The sequence below is a fragment of the Myxococcus sp. CA039A genome, from assembly GCF_013336645.1.
In the GTDB taxonomy this organism is placed as follows: domain Bacteria; phylum Myxococcota; class Myxococcia; order Myxococcales; family Myxococcaceae; genus Myxococcus; species Myxococcus llanfairpwllgwyngyllgogerychwyrndrobwllllantysiliogogogochensis.
This window is the reverse complement of the sequence record NZ_JABUMQ010000233.1, coordinates 1-18,320: the sequence shown is the minus strand read 5'-3', so window position 1 is coordinate 18,320 and position 18,320 is coordinate 1. Positions and strand designations below refer to the sequence as shown.

The 18,320-nt window shown below is 64.4% G+C and carries 11 protein-coding genes; 3 read left to right on the top strand and 8 right to left on the bottom strand.

Annotated features, from left to right (window positions below):
* From HR086_RS31840 to HR086_RS31820, 5 genes are all read right to left on the bottom strand, one after another.
* The coding region (locus HR086_RS31840; RefSeq protein ID WP_174467526.1) for an acyltransferase at positions 1–703 on the bottom strand (703 nt) is incomplete at its 3' end.
* Positions 700–2,001 (bottom strand): UDP-glucose/GDP-mannose dehydrogenase family protein, encoded by a 1,302-nt coding sequence (locus HR086_RS31835; protein ID WP_174467525.1) that lies wholly within the window; start codon positions 1,999–2,001, stop codon positions 700–702. The genes HR086_RS31835 and HR086_RS31840, both read right to left, overlap by 4 nt.
* A 102-nt stretch (positions 2,002–2,103) precedes the next feature.
* On the bottom strand, positions 2,104–3,075 hold the full coding sequence (locus HR086_RS31830; protein WP_174467524.1) for a nucleotidyltransferase family protein: 972 nt from the start codon (positions 3,073–3,075) through the stop codon (positions 2,104–2,106).
* 109 nt (positions 3,076–3,184) lie between these two features.
* Positions 3,185–4,222, bottom strand: a complete 1,038-nt coding sequence (locus HR086_RS31825) for a nucleotidyltransferase family protein (protein ID WP_174467523.1) — start codon at positions 4,220–4,222, stop codon at positions 3,185–3,187.
* A complete protein-coding gene (locus HR086_RS31820) occupies positions 4,219–5,703 on the bottom strand; it encodes an MraY family glycosyltransferase (protein ID WP_174467522.1) in 1,485 nt (494 codons plus the stop codon). Before HR086_RS31820 ends, HR086_RS31825 begins: the two co-directional genes overlap by 4 nt.
* Positions 5,704–6,175: 472 nt before the next feature.
* On the opposite strand from HR086_RS31820, the gene HR086_RS31815 reads away from it, so the two are divergent.
* The 3 genes from HR086_RS31815 to HR086_RS31805 all read left to right on the top strand — a co-directional run bounded on the left by HR086_RS31815 (position 6,176) and on the right by HR086_RS31805 (position 10,665).
* The gene (locus HR086_RS31815) at positions 6,176–7,732 is read left to right on the top strand and encodes a hypothetical protein (protein WP_174467521.1); all 1,557 of its coding nucleotides are present in this window, start codon (positions 6,176–6,178) and stop codon (positions 7,730–7,732) included.
* A 261-nt stretch (positions 7,733–7,993) separates the two neighbouring features.
* Positions 7,994–9,070: an acyltransferase gene (locus HR086_RS31810; RefSeq protein WP_174467520.1), complete on the top strand. Its 1,077-nt coding sequence runs from the start codon at positions 7,994–7,996 to the stop codon at positions 9,068–9,070.
* 80 nt (positions 9,071–9,150) lie between these two features.
* The gene (locus HR086_RS31805) at positions 9,151–10,665 is read left to right on the top strand and encodes a hypothetical protein (protein WP_174467519.1); all 1,515 of its coding nucleotides are present in this window, start codon (positions 9,151–9,153) and stop codon (positions 10,663–10,665) included.
* 82 nt (positions 10,666–10,747) lie between these two features.
* Here the strand turns inward: HR086_RS31805 and HR086_RS31800 are convergent, their stop codons facing one another.
* From HR086_RS31800 to HR086_RS31790, 3 genes are all read right to left on the bottom strand, one after another.
* On the bottom strand, positions 10,748–10,993 hold the full coding sequence (locus HR086_RS31800) for a hypothetical protein (RefSeq protein ID WP_174467518.1): 246 nt from the start codon (positions 10,991–10,993) through the stop codon (positions 10,748–10,750).
* The gene (locus HR086_RS31795; protein WP_174467517.1) at positions 10,990–17,082 is read right to left on the bottom strand and encodes an RHS repeat-associated core domain-containing protein; all 6,093 of its coding nucleotides are present in this window, start codon (positions 17,080–17,082) and stop codon (positions 10,990–10,992) included. The genes HR086_RS31800 and HR086_RS31795 overlap by 4 nt, the downstream gene beginning before the upstream one ends.
* Before the next feature lie 702 nt (positions 17,083–17,784).
* Positions 17,785–18,320, bottom strand: a 536-nt coding sequence (locus tag HR086_RS31790) for an ROK family protein (protein ID WP_174467516.1), incomplete at its 5' end; no start/stop codon positions are given.

Here is an 18,320-nt window from a genome sequence, read left to right as displayed (position 1 = left end):
CGAAGCACCAGCCCAGGAGCACCCCGAAGAGGAACTCCGGCAGCCGCGCCAGAGGGGTGAACTTCACCACCGACAGCCACACGCCGCCCGAGTGCGCGTCCAGCGCCCCCGGCCCGTCCGGCCGCAGCGCGAGGTAGAGCACCGGCGGCGTCAGCCCCAACACCCAGACCGCCCCCATCAACACGGGCAGCCGCGAGGGACGCAGCGTGGGCAGCCACCGCGCGAGCCGGGGGAAGAGGGCATAGAAGAACCCCTCCACCGCCACCGACCAGCCTGGGGGATTCCAGTACAGCGTCAGCCGGGGCACCCAGGCCTGCACCAGCGCCAGCGTCGCCACCGCGCCCACCGCGAGCTTCACGCAGGCGAGCTTCCATCCATTGTCCGCCACCGACGCGAGGACGGTGGGCGGCGCGGACAGCAGGAAGGTCAGCAGATAGACGGGATAGACGCGGGCGACACGGGCGACGAGGAAGGCGCGCGTCCCCGTCTCCATCCGCCCATCGACGTCCAGGTAGTTCCAGGCGAGGACGAAGCCGGACAGGACGAAGAAGACGCCCACGGCGGAGTAGCCCGCGCCCACGAAGTTCCGCAGCCACTCCGGCGCCGGCTCCAGGGCCGGGCGCGCGAAGTGGAACAACACGACATGCAGGGCCGCGAAGAAGCGCAGCCCCGTCAGGGCATCGAGCGAACCGCCTCGGCTCACCGGCGGCCGATGCCGTAGTACGTGAAGCCCAGCTCGCGGATGCGCACCGGGTCGAACACGTTGCGGCCGTCGAAGATGACCGGCGCCTTCATCAGCGACTTCATGCGCTCGAAGTCCGGGTGGCGGAACTCGTTCCACTCCGTGACGACGAAGAGCGCGTCCACGCCCTCCAGCGCCTCGTACGGCACGCTGGCGTAGCGGATGCGGTCACCGAAGACGCGCTTCGCGGTGTGCGTGGACACCGGGTCGTGCGCCACCACCGACGCGCCCTTGCCGATGAGGCCCTCGATGACGTCGATGGACGGCGCCTCGCGCATGTCGTCCGTCTTCGGCTTGAAGGCCAGGCCCCACACGCCGAACTTCTTGCCCTCCAGCGAGCCGCCGAAGTGCTTGGTCGCCTTGTTCACCAGGAGCTTCTTCTGCCGCTCGTTGGTGCGCTCCACGGCGCGCAGCAGGTCCAGCTCCAGACCGAACTCACGCGCGGTGGCGCCCAGCGCCTTCACGTCCTTGGGGAAACACGAGCCGCCGTAACCCACGCCCGGGAAGAGGAACGGGTAGCCGATGCGCTTGTCGGAGCCCAGGCCCTTGCGCACGAAGTCCACGTCCGCGCCGACCTTCTCGCACAGCGCGGAGATGTCGTTCATGAAGGAGATGCGCGTGGCGAGCATCGCGTTGGCGGCGTACTTGGTCAGCTCCGCCGAGCGCGTGTCCATGAACAGCACGGGGTTCTCGGTGCGCACGAAGGGCGCGTACAGCTCGCCCATGACCTTGCGGCCGCGCTCGGAGTCCACGCCGATGACGACGCGGTCCGGCTTGAGGAAGTCGTCCAGCGCGGCGCCTTCCTTGAGGAACTCCGGGTTGGAGACGACGTCGAACTCGACGCTCGTCACCTTGCGGATGGCGTCGCGAACCTTGTCCGCGGTGCCCACCGGCACGGTGCTCTTGTCCACGACGACGGTGTACTGCTTCATCGCCTTGCCAATCTGCTCGGCGGCGGCCAGCACGTACTGGAGGTCGGCGTCGCCGCTCTCACCCTCGGGCGTGCCCACGGCGATGAAGACGACGTGCGCGTTGGAGACCGCCTCCGGCAAATCACGCGTGAAGAACAGGCGCTTCTCGCGGACGTTCTTCTTGATGAGCTCCTCGAGGCCGGGCTCGTAGATGGGCACCTCGCCCGCCTGGAGCATCCGGATCTTCCGCTCGTCGATGTCCACGCACGTGACGTCGTTGCCCGAGTCCGCGAAGCAGGTGCCCGCGACCAGGCCGACGTAGCCCGTTCCGATGATGGCGATACGCATTGAAAGAGTCCCAGTGGGGAGGTGTCTTGACTGGAACTCATACGCCGGGACGCGCTCGGAAAGAAAGCCCGTCCCCGGGGCCCGCACAGCGGCCGGGCAGCCTCACTGCCCCGTGAGCAGACGGCGCACTCTTTCCAAGCCTCTGAGAGCCGAAGTGCGCCCGGGGGTGCTGACTGGACCCACCACCGTCCTGTCCAGCAGCTCCCGAGTCGCCCGACGCAGCGGCGGCAAGGCGGCGGTGGCCTCCGCGGCGGCCTCCGGGAAGAGCCGGGCGACGATGGACAGCGACGTGTAGAGGGCGCGCTCCAGGCGCCACTCCGCGGCCCGGGCGAGCAGCGCGGGGATGTCGAGCGGCCGGGAGTACACGCCGCCCATCCACTTGGCGCCGGTGACGAGCTCTCGCAGGTCGATGAAGGACAGCCAGGGTACGTCATACCCCTGACGCGCGTGCTCCAGGCACACGAGGAGGACCGAATCCTCCAGGTCGGCCCGGAACATGGACGGGCCGTAGACCTTCATGGGTTTGGCGCGCTCGATGATGCCGGTGGTCTGCTCGCGGCGCTGGGGACCCAGGATGTCGGAGTAGAGGTAGATGGCGGTGCGCCCGTCGGAGACGAGTTTGGTCGCGCCGCTGTGGGAGGTGTCCGTCTCCGGCTTGAACTCGTGGTTGGAGAGGAAGCCCGCGAAGCCGTCCACGTCCATGCGGCGCATGAGGAGCTGGAGGTCCAGCACGGGGCGGAAGCCGATGTGCGGGTAGAGCGCCTCGGCGAAGGCGGCGGAGCCGATGAGCACCAGCTTGCGGCCTTGCAGCTCGTCCACCACCTGCTTGAAGTTGACGAGCTTCATCACGTTGTCGTTGACGGAGCCCTGGTAGATGGCGAGCAGCCTGTCGCGGGCCCACTCGGGCGCGGCGCTGGCGCCCAGGCGGTACTCCAGGTTGTAGGCCGCCAGCGGGGCCAGGCCCTGGGCGATGGCCCAGTCGACGTATTCCTCCCAGGGCGCGCCCTTGAGGGCTCCTCGCGGTGGTTCGAACGAGGCGAGGACGCGGAAGGTGTCGAGCAGGCTGAGCGGCATGGTGGCCCCCTTTAACGGGCCCACCGCATCGCCTGCAATCACTGCCTGAGCCCCACGGGATGACGGCGTGGTGGACACAGGACAAAGGCCCGCCCCTGGGGGCGACGGTTCATCTGTCCGAAGGGGGGCGAATCGCGGTGTCCAGGCGCCGCAGCGCATAGCGGAGCATCGCCCCCGGCTCGGGCGCCAGCAGCAGCTTCGCCGCCATCCAGCGCGGCCGGCTGCGCACCAGCTCCGTTTCCACCAGTCGTTCTTCCGTGAAGAACCTCCGCGCGAGCCGCCGCTGCCACCAGGGAGGCGCCAGGGCTTCCAGCGCGGCCTCCGGCACCGGTGCGCCCAAAAGCCTCCTCGCGACCTCCCAGCCGTGAAACACGAGCTGTGGCAGGCCCGTTCCACGAGCCCCCTCGACGACGCGGTCCCAGTCCAGTCCCCGCGCCGCCAGGAGCTTCAGGTCGAACAGCCACGCCAGGCGCTGCAACAAGTGGTGGCTCGCGTGAAGGGCCAGGTACACCGCCTCGTCCTCGGGACAGAGCCACCGCACCCGCTGGCCCTCCAGTGCACCCTCCACCGCGCGCGACACCAGCGCATCGCCCTCCAGCGCCCGGCCCCAGCCCGCGAGGGCACGGAAGTGCAGCTCCACCAACCCCGCCTTTCCCTCCAGCTCCAGGTGGTGCGAGTCCAGGTCCGCGTGGCGCCCATCGCGCGTCGGACGCGCCGTCAGTCCGAGCCCGGTGAGGCTGCGCACGGCGGTCTCGACCTCGCCCCGAGACACCAGCAGGTCCACGTCGCGGGTGGCGCGCTGGAGCGGGTCCGGATACAGCCGCAGCGCCAGTCCGTACCCCTTGAGCGACACGGGGACGATGCCCTCGGAGGCCAGCGCCTCCAGGCTTTTGAGCAGCAGGGCCTTCACCTGGAGCGAGCGGGCCGCGCCTGTCAGGGACTCCCGGCGCAACAGTGCGCTCGAATCCGCGGGCAGCTCCCAACCCACCTGCCCCACCGCGTGAGCCACGAACCCGGCGAGCCCGTGGCGAACGGCCCCGCGCACGAAGGCAGTGGCCTCGTCGCCTTCGGGAGCCCCTCTCGCGGGGGACAGGGGCCAGGAGCGCAGCAGCGCGACGAGAGCGCTTGAGCCGACCGATGTGGTCATCTTCTCAGGACGACGACGCGCGCGGGGTCGGCATCCGCCACCGCCAGGAGCCTCGCGGCGCGTTCGGCGACGGCGTCCGCCACCAACTCCAGCGCCAGCTCCTCGTCCCGGTCGATGGCATTGCGGCCATCGCGCCAGACGAGCAGCAACGAGCCGAGCACCACTTCTTCGTCCTTCACTTCCAGGCGCAGCTCGAAGGGCATCGACAGGCCCGCGGCACGCTGGGTCTCGAAGACGACGCCGTCCAGGAGTCCGTCGCGCAGGTGCTGGAAGCGCAGCTCCTGCCGCGACACGTCCAGCACCTCCGACAGGAGCCGCACGGCGCTCCAGACCTCTTGAAGGGACCTCGCCTCGCGCACGGCGCCGATGACCTCCTTCACCAGCGAGCGCAGCCGGATGTTTCTCTGGCGGCGCTGCTGCATGTCGCCCGCGCGACCCAGGTCCAGATAGCCCAGCTTGCGCATCATCACCGCGATGACCACGCCCATGCCACACAGCAGCAAGGCGCTCTGCGCGCTGTTGGCGAAGTTGAGGCCCAGGGCCGTCAACATGAAGAGGCCGCACAGGCCGTACAGCACCAGCACGGCGGAGCGGTGGCTGAGCACCATGCGGCTCATCACCCGGTGATGGATGTGCTCCTTGTCAGCGCTGAACAGCGGTCGCCCGAGGAGCGAGCGGCGCACCACCGCGAGCAGCGTGTCCATGAGGGGCAGGCCCAGCGCCATCACCGGCACGAGCATGGCCACGGCCGTGCCGCTCTTGGTGCTCGTCTTGATGGCCACCGCCGCCAGCACGAAGCCGAGGAACATGCTGCCGGTGTCCCCCATGAAGATGGAGGCCGGGTTGAAGTTGAAGACGAGGAACCCGAGGATGGCGCCCGCGAGCGCCGCCATCAGCAGGCACAGCAGCACGTCTCCTCGCGACAGCGCGAGGATGAAGTTGGTGCTCACGCCGAAGAACGCCACGCCGCCCGCGAGCCCGTCGAGGCCATCAATCAGGTTGAGCGCGTTGATGACGCCCACCATCCACAGCACGGTGAACGGCAGGCTCAGCGCGCCCAGTGTCAGCTCGGGGCCGAACGGATTGGCGATGACCTCGATGCGAAAGCCCAGGGCGTAGAGCCCGAGCGCCACGACGAGCTGCACGCTGAACTTGAGCCGAGCGCCCGCGCCTCGCAGGTCGTCGTACAGGCCGAGCGCGGCGATGGCCGCGCCTCCGACGAACAGACCCGAAATCAGGTCAGTGTGGAGCCGGAAGTGGTGCCCCACACCGGAGTCCACGAGGAACAGCGCGCACAGGGGGGCGAAGAAGCCCGCCACGATGCCGATGCCACCCAGCCGAGGGATGGGCCGGACGTGGACCTTGCGACTCGAGTTGGCCTGGTCCAGCCAGCCCCACGCCAGCGCCTGGTTGCGCACGACATACGTGAGGCCCAGGGCCACCATCAACGAGACAAGGAACGCGACGAAGAAGGTGATCATCGAGAAGGGCCGCTCCCACCATGCTGACGGTGAGCGTCACGGCGCGTCAATGAGCGTTCCTGTGCGACACCGTGATGTCGCCCGAGTCGTCCCCCAGCGAGCGGCCATGCGGGCCTCGGCGGGGCCCGGAAGTGTCATGGCTGACCTCAGTGCCACGCCTGCCCTGCGGCCAGGCCCTTCGCGGTCCGTTGTTGACGCCCCGGGGACGGGGGACACAATGCACCCACCACCCGCATATGCCCCACCAGGTCTTCCCCCCTCCCACGAGCCCGCGAGCGTCACCCGCGCGGAGTCACGCGTTGAGCGCCGACATCGCTTCCACGCGGCGCATGGATGGGCTGGATGTCCTGAGGGCCTTCGCCATCCTCGGACTGGATTCAATCACGTGCAGCTCGACGTTCAACGCGTTCCTGGTGGCTCCTCGCAGCACCGCCTCTCCTGGGTCTGGACAGTCCTCCTGGGAATGGCGTTGATGGCGACCTTCTTGTTCGCCTGCCTGCTGCTGACGGGCGGCGGCCTGGACGACTCCTTCATCACCTACCGCTATGCCAGGCACCTCGCGAGCGGGCATGGGATTGCGTGGAACATCGGTGAGCCGCCAGTGGAGGGCTACACGTCCTTCATGTGGGTCGTCCTCAATGCGATTCCCATCGCACTCGGTGCGTCCCCGCTCCTGGCTTCGAAGCTGCTCACCAGCGCCGCCGCATGTGTCGTCATCCTGCTGGCGTTGGGTGGCGCGCACCCGATTCAAGAGCGACCATGGCGGGTGGCCCTCGCGGCCCTCGTCGCGCTGTGCACGCCCCTCGCCTACTACACGCAGACAGGCATGGAGACCGTGTTCTTCACGGCCCTGGCCTTCGTGAGCACGGGGCTCGCCTTGCGCGAGTTCGCTGGCAATCCGCGGCCCGTGTGGCTGATGGTCGCGTCCGCGCTCTTCGGGCTCGCCGCCATCACCCGGCCTGAAGGGGTGCTGCTCTTCGGCCTCGTCGCTGTCTCGGGTCTCTCTCTTCGATGGAGTCCACGCGAAGGAGTGCTCACACGTCGCGAGCTCGTGCTCTTCGCGGCGCCCTTCCTCGCGATCTGGCTCACATACTTCCTGTGGCGGCTTCAGCATTACGGGTGGCTCTTCCCGAACACGTACTACGCGAAGCACTCCGGCAATCGCCTCCTGAATCTGCCACTGGGCATCCACTACCTCGCGACCGCGTGGGCTCCGTACCTCGCCGTGCCCTTCACCCTGGGCACACTTGCCTGGGTGGCGACACCGACGCGAGAGGAGGGCACCTCGGCCCATCGGACCCAGCAACTGGCGCTCCGGCTTGGCGGGGCCTGCCTCCTCTATTTGCTCTACATCGTGTGGGTGGGAGGCGATGACCGTTCGGCATTTCCGTCGGTGCGTCTGGTGCTTCCTGTGCTCCCGCTGCTCTGGATGGCGACGGTGATGTTGGTGGCGGAGGCGAGCCGCCATTGGACGAAGCTCTCGCCGCGCGCGTATGCGGTCGGTGTCGTCGCGTTGATCGCCATGGCCTGGGCGGAGGATGGGATGCAGTTGCTCAAGGGCTCGCTCCCGACCGGAGATGAAGCCCAACGAGGGTTGCTCCAGACCAAACTCGCACAGCTCACTGACGAGCCGCATGGACCTCTGCCCGCGTGGATCCTGGAGAACACGCAGTCCACGGATGCCATCGCTGTCCCCTGGGCGGGGCGCGTGCCTTATGCGACAGGACGACCCACCCTCGACATGCTCGGCCTCAACGACACGCATATCGCGCACCTGCCGTCGCCTCAGCGCGGAATCGACGTGAAGATGGACCCGGAATATGTCCTGGCCCGCCGTCCCAAGCTCATCTTCGTCAATGTGAAGCATTGCTACGTGCGGGAGGAGTGCTCGTTCGCACAGGCAGGTGGCTGGAAGATTGGCGACAGACAGCTCCTCGAACTGCTTCGCCAGTCGCCTGACTATGACTGGGTGAAGGACGCTCCGACGGAGATCTCCGTCTTTCGCCGCCGCGAGACACGGACACAGTAGGCAGGGCTATTCAGACACCGCTGGACGTGAAGCAGGGTGGACGTGTCCAGCGACCGCGAAACGCGGGACGAGCGCCGTGCCCACGTGAACCGCTGGACATAGCTGCGGAGGCGCCACTTCGACGCGTGGTGAGGTCACCCGGCGAAGCGAGTCGATGGTTTCCCAACCCCCTTCCGGACGGCTGCTCGCCTGACCGCTGTTGACGCGTGCCAGCGGATACGGCGCACAATGGTCGAGCCGCCACCTCAGGCGGCCTCCATCATGTCCTCCTCGACCCGCCCGACGCTGCAAGCGTGCCTCGACGGCAAGCACAACAACCTGGACTTCATGCGCTTCGTCGCGGCGTCGGGCGTCATCCTCAGCCACTCGTTCGCCGCGGGCGAAGGGCTCAAGGGAACTCCGGAGCCGCTGGAGGTCCTCTCCCACAAGCAGTTCACCATCGGCACGGTCTGCGTGGCGGTGTTCTTCATCATCAGCGGGCTGCTGGTGACGCGCAGTTGGGAGCGCACGCCTCGGCCCCGTCAGTTCCTGTGGGCGCGCGCGCTGCGCATCTTCCCAGGCCTGGCGGTCTCGCTGCTGCTCATCACCTTCGTCATGGGCTCGGTCTTCACCACGCGCCCGTTGGCCGAGTACCTCACCACCCCAGAGACCTATACCTACCTGCTGCGCAACCTCGCCCTCCGCGACCCGCAGTGGAACCTGCCGGGCGTGTTCGAGACGAACGCCTATCCCGGCGCCATCAACGGCGCGCTGTGGTCGCTGCAGTACGAAGTGGGGTTCTATCTGCTCGTCGTGGGGTTGGGGCTGACGGGCTTCCTGCGACGTGAGTGGGCGGTGGTGGGGTGGTTGCTGGCCGTCGTACTCAACGTGGTCCGCGTGGGGCGGCTGGGGTTCTGGCCGGAGCTGTATCTCTACTTCGGTGGCGCGCTCGCGCTGTACCTGTGGCGGGACAGGGTGCGGATGAATCCCTGGGTGGCCCTTGGCTGCGCGGTGACGCTGGTCGCGACAGCCTTCCTGGGTGTCGGGTGTCACATCGCGATGGGCTCGTGCGGGGCCTATCTGGTGCTCTATCTCGGCTTCCTGCCGGGGCGCCTGGCGGGCTTCGGCCGTCATGGCGACTTCTCCTATGGCCTCTACGTCTACGGCTTCCCGGTTCAACAGACCGTCACGGCCCTGATGGGGGGCTTTCTGCCCTGGTGGCTGAATGCGGTGCTGTCATATCCCGGGGCGCTCCTCCTGGCGGTGGCCTCGTGGAAGTGGGTCGAGCAACCCGCGCTGCGGCTCAAGGGCACGTCCCCAGGCCTGCCGCGACAGGTGACGCCCGGACGCGCGACCTGAGGCCCGGGTGTCGCGCGGACAGCATCTCCCGTAACCTGGAAGCGGGGAACATGCCCGATGCCCGGGACCTCGCTTGACTCATGAACACCGTGACATCGCAGAAGCAGGACGCCATCTCATCCAGCCCTGAGGGGTTCGTAGCCACCGAGGAGCGGGCACGTGAGAGGTGGGCGCCTGTCGACGCGGCCATCCTCATCGTCGGCGCGTTCGTCACGGTGGCGCTGTCGGTCCGGCTGCTCCCCATGCTGGTCGATGACAGCTTCATCTATTTGCGCATTGCCTCGAATATCGGCTCGGGCCAGGGTTGGAGCTACAACCCTGGCGAGGTTGGCAACGCCGCGACGTCGACGACCTTCACGCTCCTGGTGACGGCGCTCGGCGCGGTCATGGGCTACTCGGAATGGACGCTCGCGACCGCCTATGGGCTGTCGCTCTATGCCCTGGCCGCGTTGCAGTTCATCGCGTGGCGACGCGAGGGGCGCGCTCGGGCGCTCGTGCTCGCGGTGGGCGCGGCGGGTGGCATGCGAATGCTGGACTCCTTTGGGATGGAGGCCGCGTTGTTGATGGCGTTCGTCTCGGCCACGGCGCTCAGTTATCGGGCCCGAGGAGACGCGCCGCTGACGGGAGTCCTCGCGGGGCTGACGGCGCTGACGCGTCCCGAGGGAATCTTCGTGCTCGGGCTGCTGGGGCTCATCGAGCTCGTCACCCGCCGTCGGCTCGCGTGGCGCAGTGCCCTCACCGCCGCGCTGGTCGCCGTGCCCTGGCTGGTGTTCGCGCGCTGGTACTTTGGCGCCGCGGTGTCGCAAACGGGCGAGGTGAAGGCCCTTCAACGCCACTTGGGTTGGTGGGCCACCCAGCCTGACTTCATCGTCTACTTCGTGAAGCAGGCGCGCTTCCCCTGGCTGACCCTCCCCCTCGCGGCGGGGGGCATCTGGCTGGCATTGAGGGACGTGAAGCAGGGAAACAGCTTCGCGGTGCTATGCATTGGCTTTGGAGTCGCACAGGTCGTCGGATACCAACTCCTGGACGCCCCCACGGGGTACCACTGGTATTGCGTGCCGGGAAATGTCGCGGTGGACCTTTCGATTCTGCTGCTGGGGAGTTGGGTCGTGACGACCGTTGCCCGGCGCCTCGCCCTCTCTCCCATTCTCACGGCGGGAGCCACGGTGTTGCTGCTCGTCCCCATGGTTCGGTTGGGGATGGTGCCCGTGTCACGACTGCCCGCCGAGTACCGACTCGCCGGGGAATACCGCGCCGTGGGCGAGTGGGTCCGCGCCCACGGAGAGCCGGGCGACACGCTGGCGGCCACGGAGATTGGCTATCTGGGCTGGTACTCGGGCCTGCGCATCCTGGACATCCATGGCCTGGTCCACCCCTCCGCGCTGCCGTGGCTTCGCCAGCACAATCTGCACTGGTGGTGGGATGCAGGGGAGAGGCCGCAGTACATCGTGATCCACGAACCTCCGTGGCACGGCGAGCCAGGCTCCACGGATTCGTGGCCGGCACCGCTCAGCGCAGGTTTCTTCAGGCAGTACCGCAAGGCCTTCCGCACCGAGTCCCTGCACGTATTCGAACTTGGCTTACCTACCCAGTAGCGACCTGCGAAGCACTGGGACGATAACTGCGGGCTCTACCTATGCGTAGAGCCCGCAGCAGGGTCCCTGACCACTACTCAAGTCATTTAGGCACGCCACTCATGATTTCAAGCACAGACCCCGACCACCCCCAAACATTTATTCCATCAGCGGTCATGTCAACTTGCACGAACCCGCCATCATGTTGCTCCTCAGGGCCAGGCCCCTTCGCCTGAATATCCACCTCCTCATCCACACCGAGTGCCCTCACCTCTCCCCATGGCTCGAGCGTGAGCATAGCGGGGCGCCCAAGTTCATTCCTCACCCTAATCGTCATCTGAATGGTCATGGATTCCCTCCACCCGTTGGACTCGCTCGGCTACTGCGTAGAACCTCTAGCACTTTATCCATGTACTCACGCCGTGGTTCAGACGAGGGATTAGGCCGATGCTTCGTTTCATAATCGTAGAGATCACGCCACTCTTCCGCCATCCCCTCATCAACACCAAGCGCGTCAAGCTCGCCTCTCGAAATTGATTCTCCAACCTCTGGACGAGGCTGCCCAGCACGGCCCGTTGGCCACTTGATCCTTCTCCCGAATTCCGCCTGCTTCATTCCCGGAGGCAAACGTGGGAGGGGGAGCTTCGGAGCTCCTTTATCCGAACTGGCTGAATCTTCCTTGTCATCACTTGCGCTATTCTCGCTGATATGTGCCGTGACTTTCGCAGCGACATAAGCTGCCGTCGCTGTCGCCGCCACGGCCGCCGTCGTGGCAACCACCGCCGTGACTGCCACCTCGCAGACACCACTCACACAAACCAACACAACCAACAACGGAAGGGCTTTCCCGCTAGGATCCGTATAGAGAACAGGATTATTGTGAGCATAGACATACACAGGCACACTCATGCCCTTGCCCGCCGCACCAGAAAGATACTTGGGGCTGACAAGGAGAGGATCTGGCCCTAGATACCGCCCGATGCTCGGGTCGTAGTACCGACTCCAGTTCTCGAAGAAATCCGTCTCAACGTCATGATATTGACCCGGGAAACGCAGCGGCGTCCACACAGGAGAAGCTCCCGTCTGGAACCGCCGGTACTCCACGCTCCCCAGTGCTGCATCCTGGACGGCCCCGGCGGTCGAGGCAGCCTGGAACCGAATCTGGGCCACGCCACCTGCAGCCGGCACAGTCCACTTGGAGACGGCACCAAAGGACGTCACATTCTCGAGCAGCGTTGGTAGACCATCTACCCCATACAACGCCGCACCTGATCCATCGGCCAGGTAAACGCCGCTTCCGCTCGCGACATCCAGAATGGAGAAGCGTGCCCGAAAGTGCGAAGTCACGGCGCCCGAGGTGGGCACTTGGGCCGTCGCCATCAACGCATTCGTGCCGAGCGCGAGAACAGGTGCGTCCGCCACCAGGGTCGTGCGATTGACCTGCCCATAGGGGTCATAGTCCGCGGCTCCAGTGACGCGCCTGAACGAGTCGAGAGCCAGGACGGGCTTGCCCTGTCCATCTGATATGAGGAAGTACAGGCCGCAAGGAGCCGCCTCGTCATTGCGCGGACAATCTCCTGCGAAATCCACAAGCCGCTGTCCCGCCTGCGTGACCCGAGATTTGAAGAATGCAATCGGGCGCCCGTCCAACCAAATATACTCGTCACGCACGGATTCAGCAGTAGCAGGTTCAGTCTCGGTGTTTCCCCAGTCCTCATAGAGACGGGTGTTCTCGTAAAAGAACTCGTCTTGGAGCGGACCTTTGCCGGCACTCACAAAGTAACGCTTGAGTCTTCGACGTCCGAAGGCATCATAGAAATACTCATACATACGGCCTTCATTGTCTGACACCTGTCGATAGACCGCACCTACCGCTGCGTTTCTACGGCTCATTGAGGCATCCAATTCCAGCGCATAGAATGGAGAGGCCACACTGTCCGTCTTGTTCTTGTAAGAGGCGATACGACTCACGCGACCGTCTTGGTCATAATCGTAACGCTGCGTCACCGAGAACCGAGGCGTGCAGAGGGTGCCACCACACTGGGATCCCTCCAAATAGCGAGCGGTCAACAGATCGACGCGAGAGCCGATGCCGTCATACTCTCCCTTGAAGCGCCACCCATCCTGGACATCCAGTGTACGATTCCCACGAGCATCGTATTCGTAGGTGCGGCCTGAGAACGCCCCAGCCGCTGACGACGATGCATTCGCGACCTCGTACGCAGACAGCAATTGCAGTCGTGCATCATAACCAGCCGCCCCAGTGGAGGCATCCGCATATCGCACGGTATGGGGCGACACGTTCCCCGTCTCCAGAAGACATGTGTCCTCTTGAAGCAACTGGTCGGCCTTCCATGTATAGACGCGTTTGAAGATGTCCCCAAGTGAGCCACCAGCCTCGGTTTTGGACACTGAGACCCCCGCCAGGCGTCCCGTCGTGTCGGCCCCGCTGCTGAACGCAGTAATGCTGCAATTCGCGATGGGTTGGTTGAGTCCGTTGACGTGGTACTCGACCCGCGCCTTCTGCGCCCCCGCAGGCGCCTTGGGCGCGTTCAACACATACGAGCGCAGTCCTCCAAACGGCTCCCAACGAACGTCATCGACGATGGTTAGAAAACCGCCCCAGCCTGTACCAGCGACTCCATCGAATTCGGTCACTCGGATTGCCGAGATTCGGTGTGACTGTGCACCTTCATGGTAGAGATAATGGATTCCACGTCCGCCAGGATAGCTCTCGGAGCTCAGCCGGCCTGCACGGTCATACCACCGAAGATGGCTCGGATGATTCGTGGACCGCTCCTCGAAACACATGGACGTACGAGGAGAGACATCCGTTTGTGCGCGACCACGGAAAGAACCCATCGTGTTTCCGTGCGCATCATATTGATACCAGGTGTCCCCAAAGGAGTCCGTCAGGACCTGTGCACGCCCCATCGCACGGGCTGGTCTGACGCTCGAATACCCTGGGCATCCCCAGGGTGGAGTCAACGTCTGGTCATAGAAATACGCGAAAAGAGTCTCTCGCGAAATGACTCCGCCCACGGACTTGGCCGCTTCTGCTTTCAGCGTGCGTCCCATGGAGTCATAGGTGTTTTCCACCCATTGAGGGTCGGCCGCAGCTGCCATGGAGGGTGTCTGCTTCTTCACCAGATTTCCGGCCACGTCATATTCGAAATGATAGCGGCCGCGTCCCGCAGGGCCTTCTGGGAATTCCTGTGGGCCCGAGCCCCATGGAGCATCCATGCGGACAAGATTGCCGAAGTCGTCGTGCCGATACTCCAGTCTCGGTTGACCACAGAGGCTGCAATCTCCCGCGGCTCCGGCTCCGCGAGGGCACCCCTGACGAACGCTCTTGAGATTGCCCGCGCGATCATAGGAGAGGCACATCTTCACGGCATCTCCCGACGTGCTCGCCGTATCCACGGGCTCCAGCAAACCAGTGAGTCGATTCAGGCGGTCATACTCAAAAGCCTTGCAATGAGGACTCGCGGGCTGCCTTGGCAACCCCTCTGCCAGGCTGTTCGGGTCAAACCCGCCACACAGAGGGTCTGGCGCGGATGCAGTTGGCTGATAGGGTGACCCCAAGCCGACCTGATTCCCCTGGGTATCGAAGAGTCGCGTCTGAGAGTAGTTGGTCGCGGAAGAAACCGACGGCCCCGTCGCCCCCCACGACTCGAAAGTCATTCGCTCGAGGGGATCTCCCTCATAGTATCGGGTGCGACGCACCTGGTTCGTCGCGTCCCTAAAGGACTCACTGCGAAGAACACCCAGATGATACGTGTAGTCCACACGCTCCGCATGAGTCGCGCCGGAGGGGACAGAAGAGTACGCGCGCCACTGCAAGAGCGCGGTACGTACACCGCCGACACACCCCTGGCCTGCCACCGTATTTTTGCGGAAGCAGAGTACTTCATAGCGGCCATCCGGATGACGGATATAATCGCCATGGGAGGCGTTATCGTCAAATCCATACTCCGTGACAGCCTCCCAGGATGCATGTCCCAGCGCAGTGGTCTTTTTCACCAACTGCGTGCCTTCGTATTCGAACTTCGTGATGTCTCCATTTGCATCAGTCAACTGCAACAACTGGCCCCTCACATCATATGAATCTAGGGCCGTGGTGATGGGGGCCGACGTGCAGCCCGCTGGATAGATTTTCTTGGCCTTCAGACGTCCAGAGCGAGAGTCCGCGGTGGAACCATCCCAGTAGTCATAGACACTGATCGGAATGTTCCCATCCATATCGCACGTTGTAGAGAGCGAGCCCGCCACTTCACAAGGCCCCATGACAGTTCGAATTCGACCCAAGGCGTCTGGAGTCCCCTGCCCAGAGCAGGCATCGTGGGTCAGGTAGAAGACCCCCACATGCCGATCCTCTCGAAGCCACGTGTTCGTCGTCGGTGAGAAACCGAGCGAATGACCCGACTTCACCACTGCCGTCAGACGATTCGTGACAGGGTCCCGCTGGCGCCGCGTCCCGACTCTGGCGAGTGGGTTTTCATCCGCGAACACGGAGACGTCCGAGTCGGTCTCTACAAGCTGCTCGTACCCTCGCCGAGCAACAGGCCGGCCCACTCCTCCGTAAACATAGGTGTAATCGCGCTCAAGCAGTGCGCTTCCGCCATCACGATTTTCGGCGCCCAAATACACATGCTGCAACTCGGCGGGAGGCAGAAACGGCTTTCCAAGGACAGCAGGATCTGCCGCCAATGCATTCCCATAAACGGTGTAAGCACCATTGCTGTGTTTGGCACCCGAAGCGACATCCACCGCATTACCGAGCTTGTCGATAAACCAGCCATCCCCTGGCGGATTGGGTTCGACTCCGACGCAGGCGCCCCCACAACTTGCTGTCACCTTTGCAGACGTCAGCCGAGGACCTTGATCGCCTTGAGGGTTCACCCCCGCCAAGGTCATCTTGAATGTCCGTGCGACCTCACTCACGGTCGTCCCGGTACCGTCTCCGAGCGTCGCACCGTACGAAATGAAATACTGGTCCTGGCTCCGACAAGCCGCGACCCCCTCGAAGTACCCAGGAGGGCATCCATTGGCCTCGGCGCTGACGAAGAAGGTGTTCTTGGCAACCGAGTCGCCGTCGCCGTCCGTGTCCTTCACGACCACATTGTTCGCCGAAATCGACTGCCTGACGATGACCACCCCGTCACGCTTCACCTCCCAGCCCTCAGTGCTGCCCGGCACCGTGTAGGCATATTCAAGCTTGGCCCCGGTGACCGTTCCACCTGCCCTGTCTGGCCATTCGACCCTGGAGAGGAGCCCCGCCTTGTTGTCCAGGTAATGGTAGGTCACGACAGATGTCTCCACCGCACCATCTTTGCCCTGCAGATCCACCGAACTCAGGACACACTCGTGCGTGCGGTCAATCTCCGTCGGTACGCGTGAAAGCAGTCGCTGGTAATGGAAGATGAGGCGGTCACCACTCAGAGCCACGGCGGAACGAAGCACAGGCGATGCGGCGCCCAGGGTCTGCGCGGTCTCCTCCGGACTGCTGCCCGCGCACTCCGTCGGGACGTCATAGTACAGGCGAGCGATACGCCGATGACACGAGTTCGACAGGTCCGTTCCGGCGTCCTCCTTGCCTTCCTCGGCACAGGAGCCCTCGTCATACTGCTTTGGCTCGATGTAGCTGAGGAACGTCACACTGTCCCAGGTGCGAAATCCTTTCAGTGTCTCCTCGAAGCTGCCATGCCCCCGATTGTCCTTATGATTGTAGAAATACCGACCATCGGGTGCGTGGACGACGATGCTCTCCCCCACCAACTGAATCTTGAGGGACTGCTCCGAGAAATTGGTACCAAAGCAGCCATCCGTCCCAATCATCGTTCCACAGTCGTCAAAGGACGTCATCGTCCCCGCTGGCCCTCCGTACAAGTCCCAGGCATAGAGGTCCAGACAAAGGTCTGGCCAATTCGGAGGGTTCTCGCACAGGGTTTCATACTCATAACGATGGGCGATGAAACTATACAGATTGTGCCACCAGCGCAGCCGCGGATAGGGTTTGCCCGCGCCGATACCCGCATACCCGAAGGGCGAACCCAGCATCTTCCCAGGGGCGCCCACATTCCACGCGCCGACGGGCCCCGAAGCGATTCGCGTCAGCTTCAAATCTCCCAACACTCCATCCAGCGTCATGTCGGAATGTGAGTAGGTCGGCTTGAGTGAGCCGAGCGCGACGCGACTCTCAGGCGAAGCGCCAAAGCTGCCCGGGCCCCCTAGTGGTGGCAAGGGATTCAGCGTGGCCTGCTCCACCATCTTCTTGATTTCTTCCTCGGACAAGACGTCTTCGTCGAGCGCATAGGCGCCCAGCCCCACCAAGAAGATCGCGAGTCCACCTGCGAAAAAACTCCATCGTCTGGGCAATGCCAGCTTTTTCATGACGTTCCATTTCATTACACAGCTTGATTCGAAAGGCTTCTTCAACCACGGCATCCAGAGGACACGTACTCAGCGAGGGTCAGGAGATGGGGCAGCCTGTCCCTTTGCCGGCAACAGACAGACGGACGACTTCGCACCTGGAACCACACTCACACATCGCCAACCGGGTGGACATTGAGCTGCTGACTCACATTTGTTGCTACAAACATAGCCGGCGCCTCGCTCGGGCCGACCATGGACACAGAGCCCACTCGCGCATTCTGAAGCGCCGTGCGCGGTACAGTCCTCGCCCACCTTCTTGACCGCTGGCTCTGTTGTCGGCTTGGGATGCCATTCCCGAACCACGGGACTGACATCTTCAGGTACCGCCTCGGCAGTGGAGTCTTCTGCTGGCGAAGGGCGACACCCCCCCAACCACAGCATGAGAATCACGCCGCTGACACACCTCCAGGAATAGGTGTTCGGCGCAGAGCCGAACCCATGTCCCATACCCGTCCTACGCATCCGCTATCTCCAAGGAAGTCACGCCGTGACACGTGCTGAAGGACAAACTCACGAACAGAGTGCCGACGACTTTACAGCCTGGGGCTGACACTCGCGATGGGAAAACGAGAAACGTCAGTCATCCTAGAATCATGGACAAAGCGTGTGGATTTCATGCCTTGACAGACACGCCTGGCACAACTTCGAGTCGAGTGCCTATCGCTACGGCAGGCTTGAAATCAAGAAAGAACAGACCTTTCGGGACTATTTCATCGCGGGCTCTGCCAGCAGCGCCGCCCCAATGGCTCCTGACAGCTCCCCCAACTCCGCCACAAGGACAGGGGGTTGCCGCTCCGGGACGAAGATATGTGGACGCATGGCCTCGTGAATCCGGTCCGCGTAGACAGGTCCCAGCCGTGTCCCCAGACCACCGCCCAGGATGACGGCGTCCACGTCCAGCAGGTTGATGGCGGAGGCGACTCCCGCGCCCAGCATCCGCACCGCCCGGTCGATGAGCCTCGTGGCCAGCGCGTCTTTCTCTTCCAGTGATTTCATCCAGGCACGGCTGGTCAAACGCGTGCGGCCTTGCTTCTGCATCCAATCGAAAAGGCGCGTCTTCTCACCTCGACGGACGGCCTTGCGCGCCTTGCGCTCCAGATTCGCACGCCCCGCGTAGGCTTCCATGCAGCCCCGTCGCCCACACCCGCAGCGCGCGCCGCCTGGCTTCACCACCATGTGCCCGATCTCCCCCGCCGCGCCCCGTCCTCGCCAGTGATTGCCGTTCAGCACAATCCCTCCCC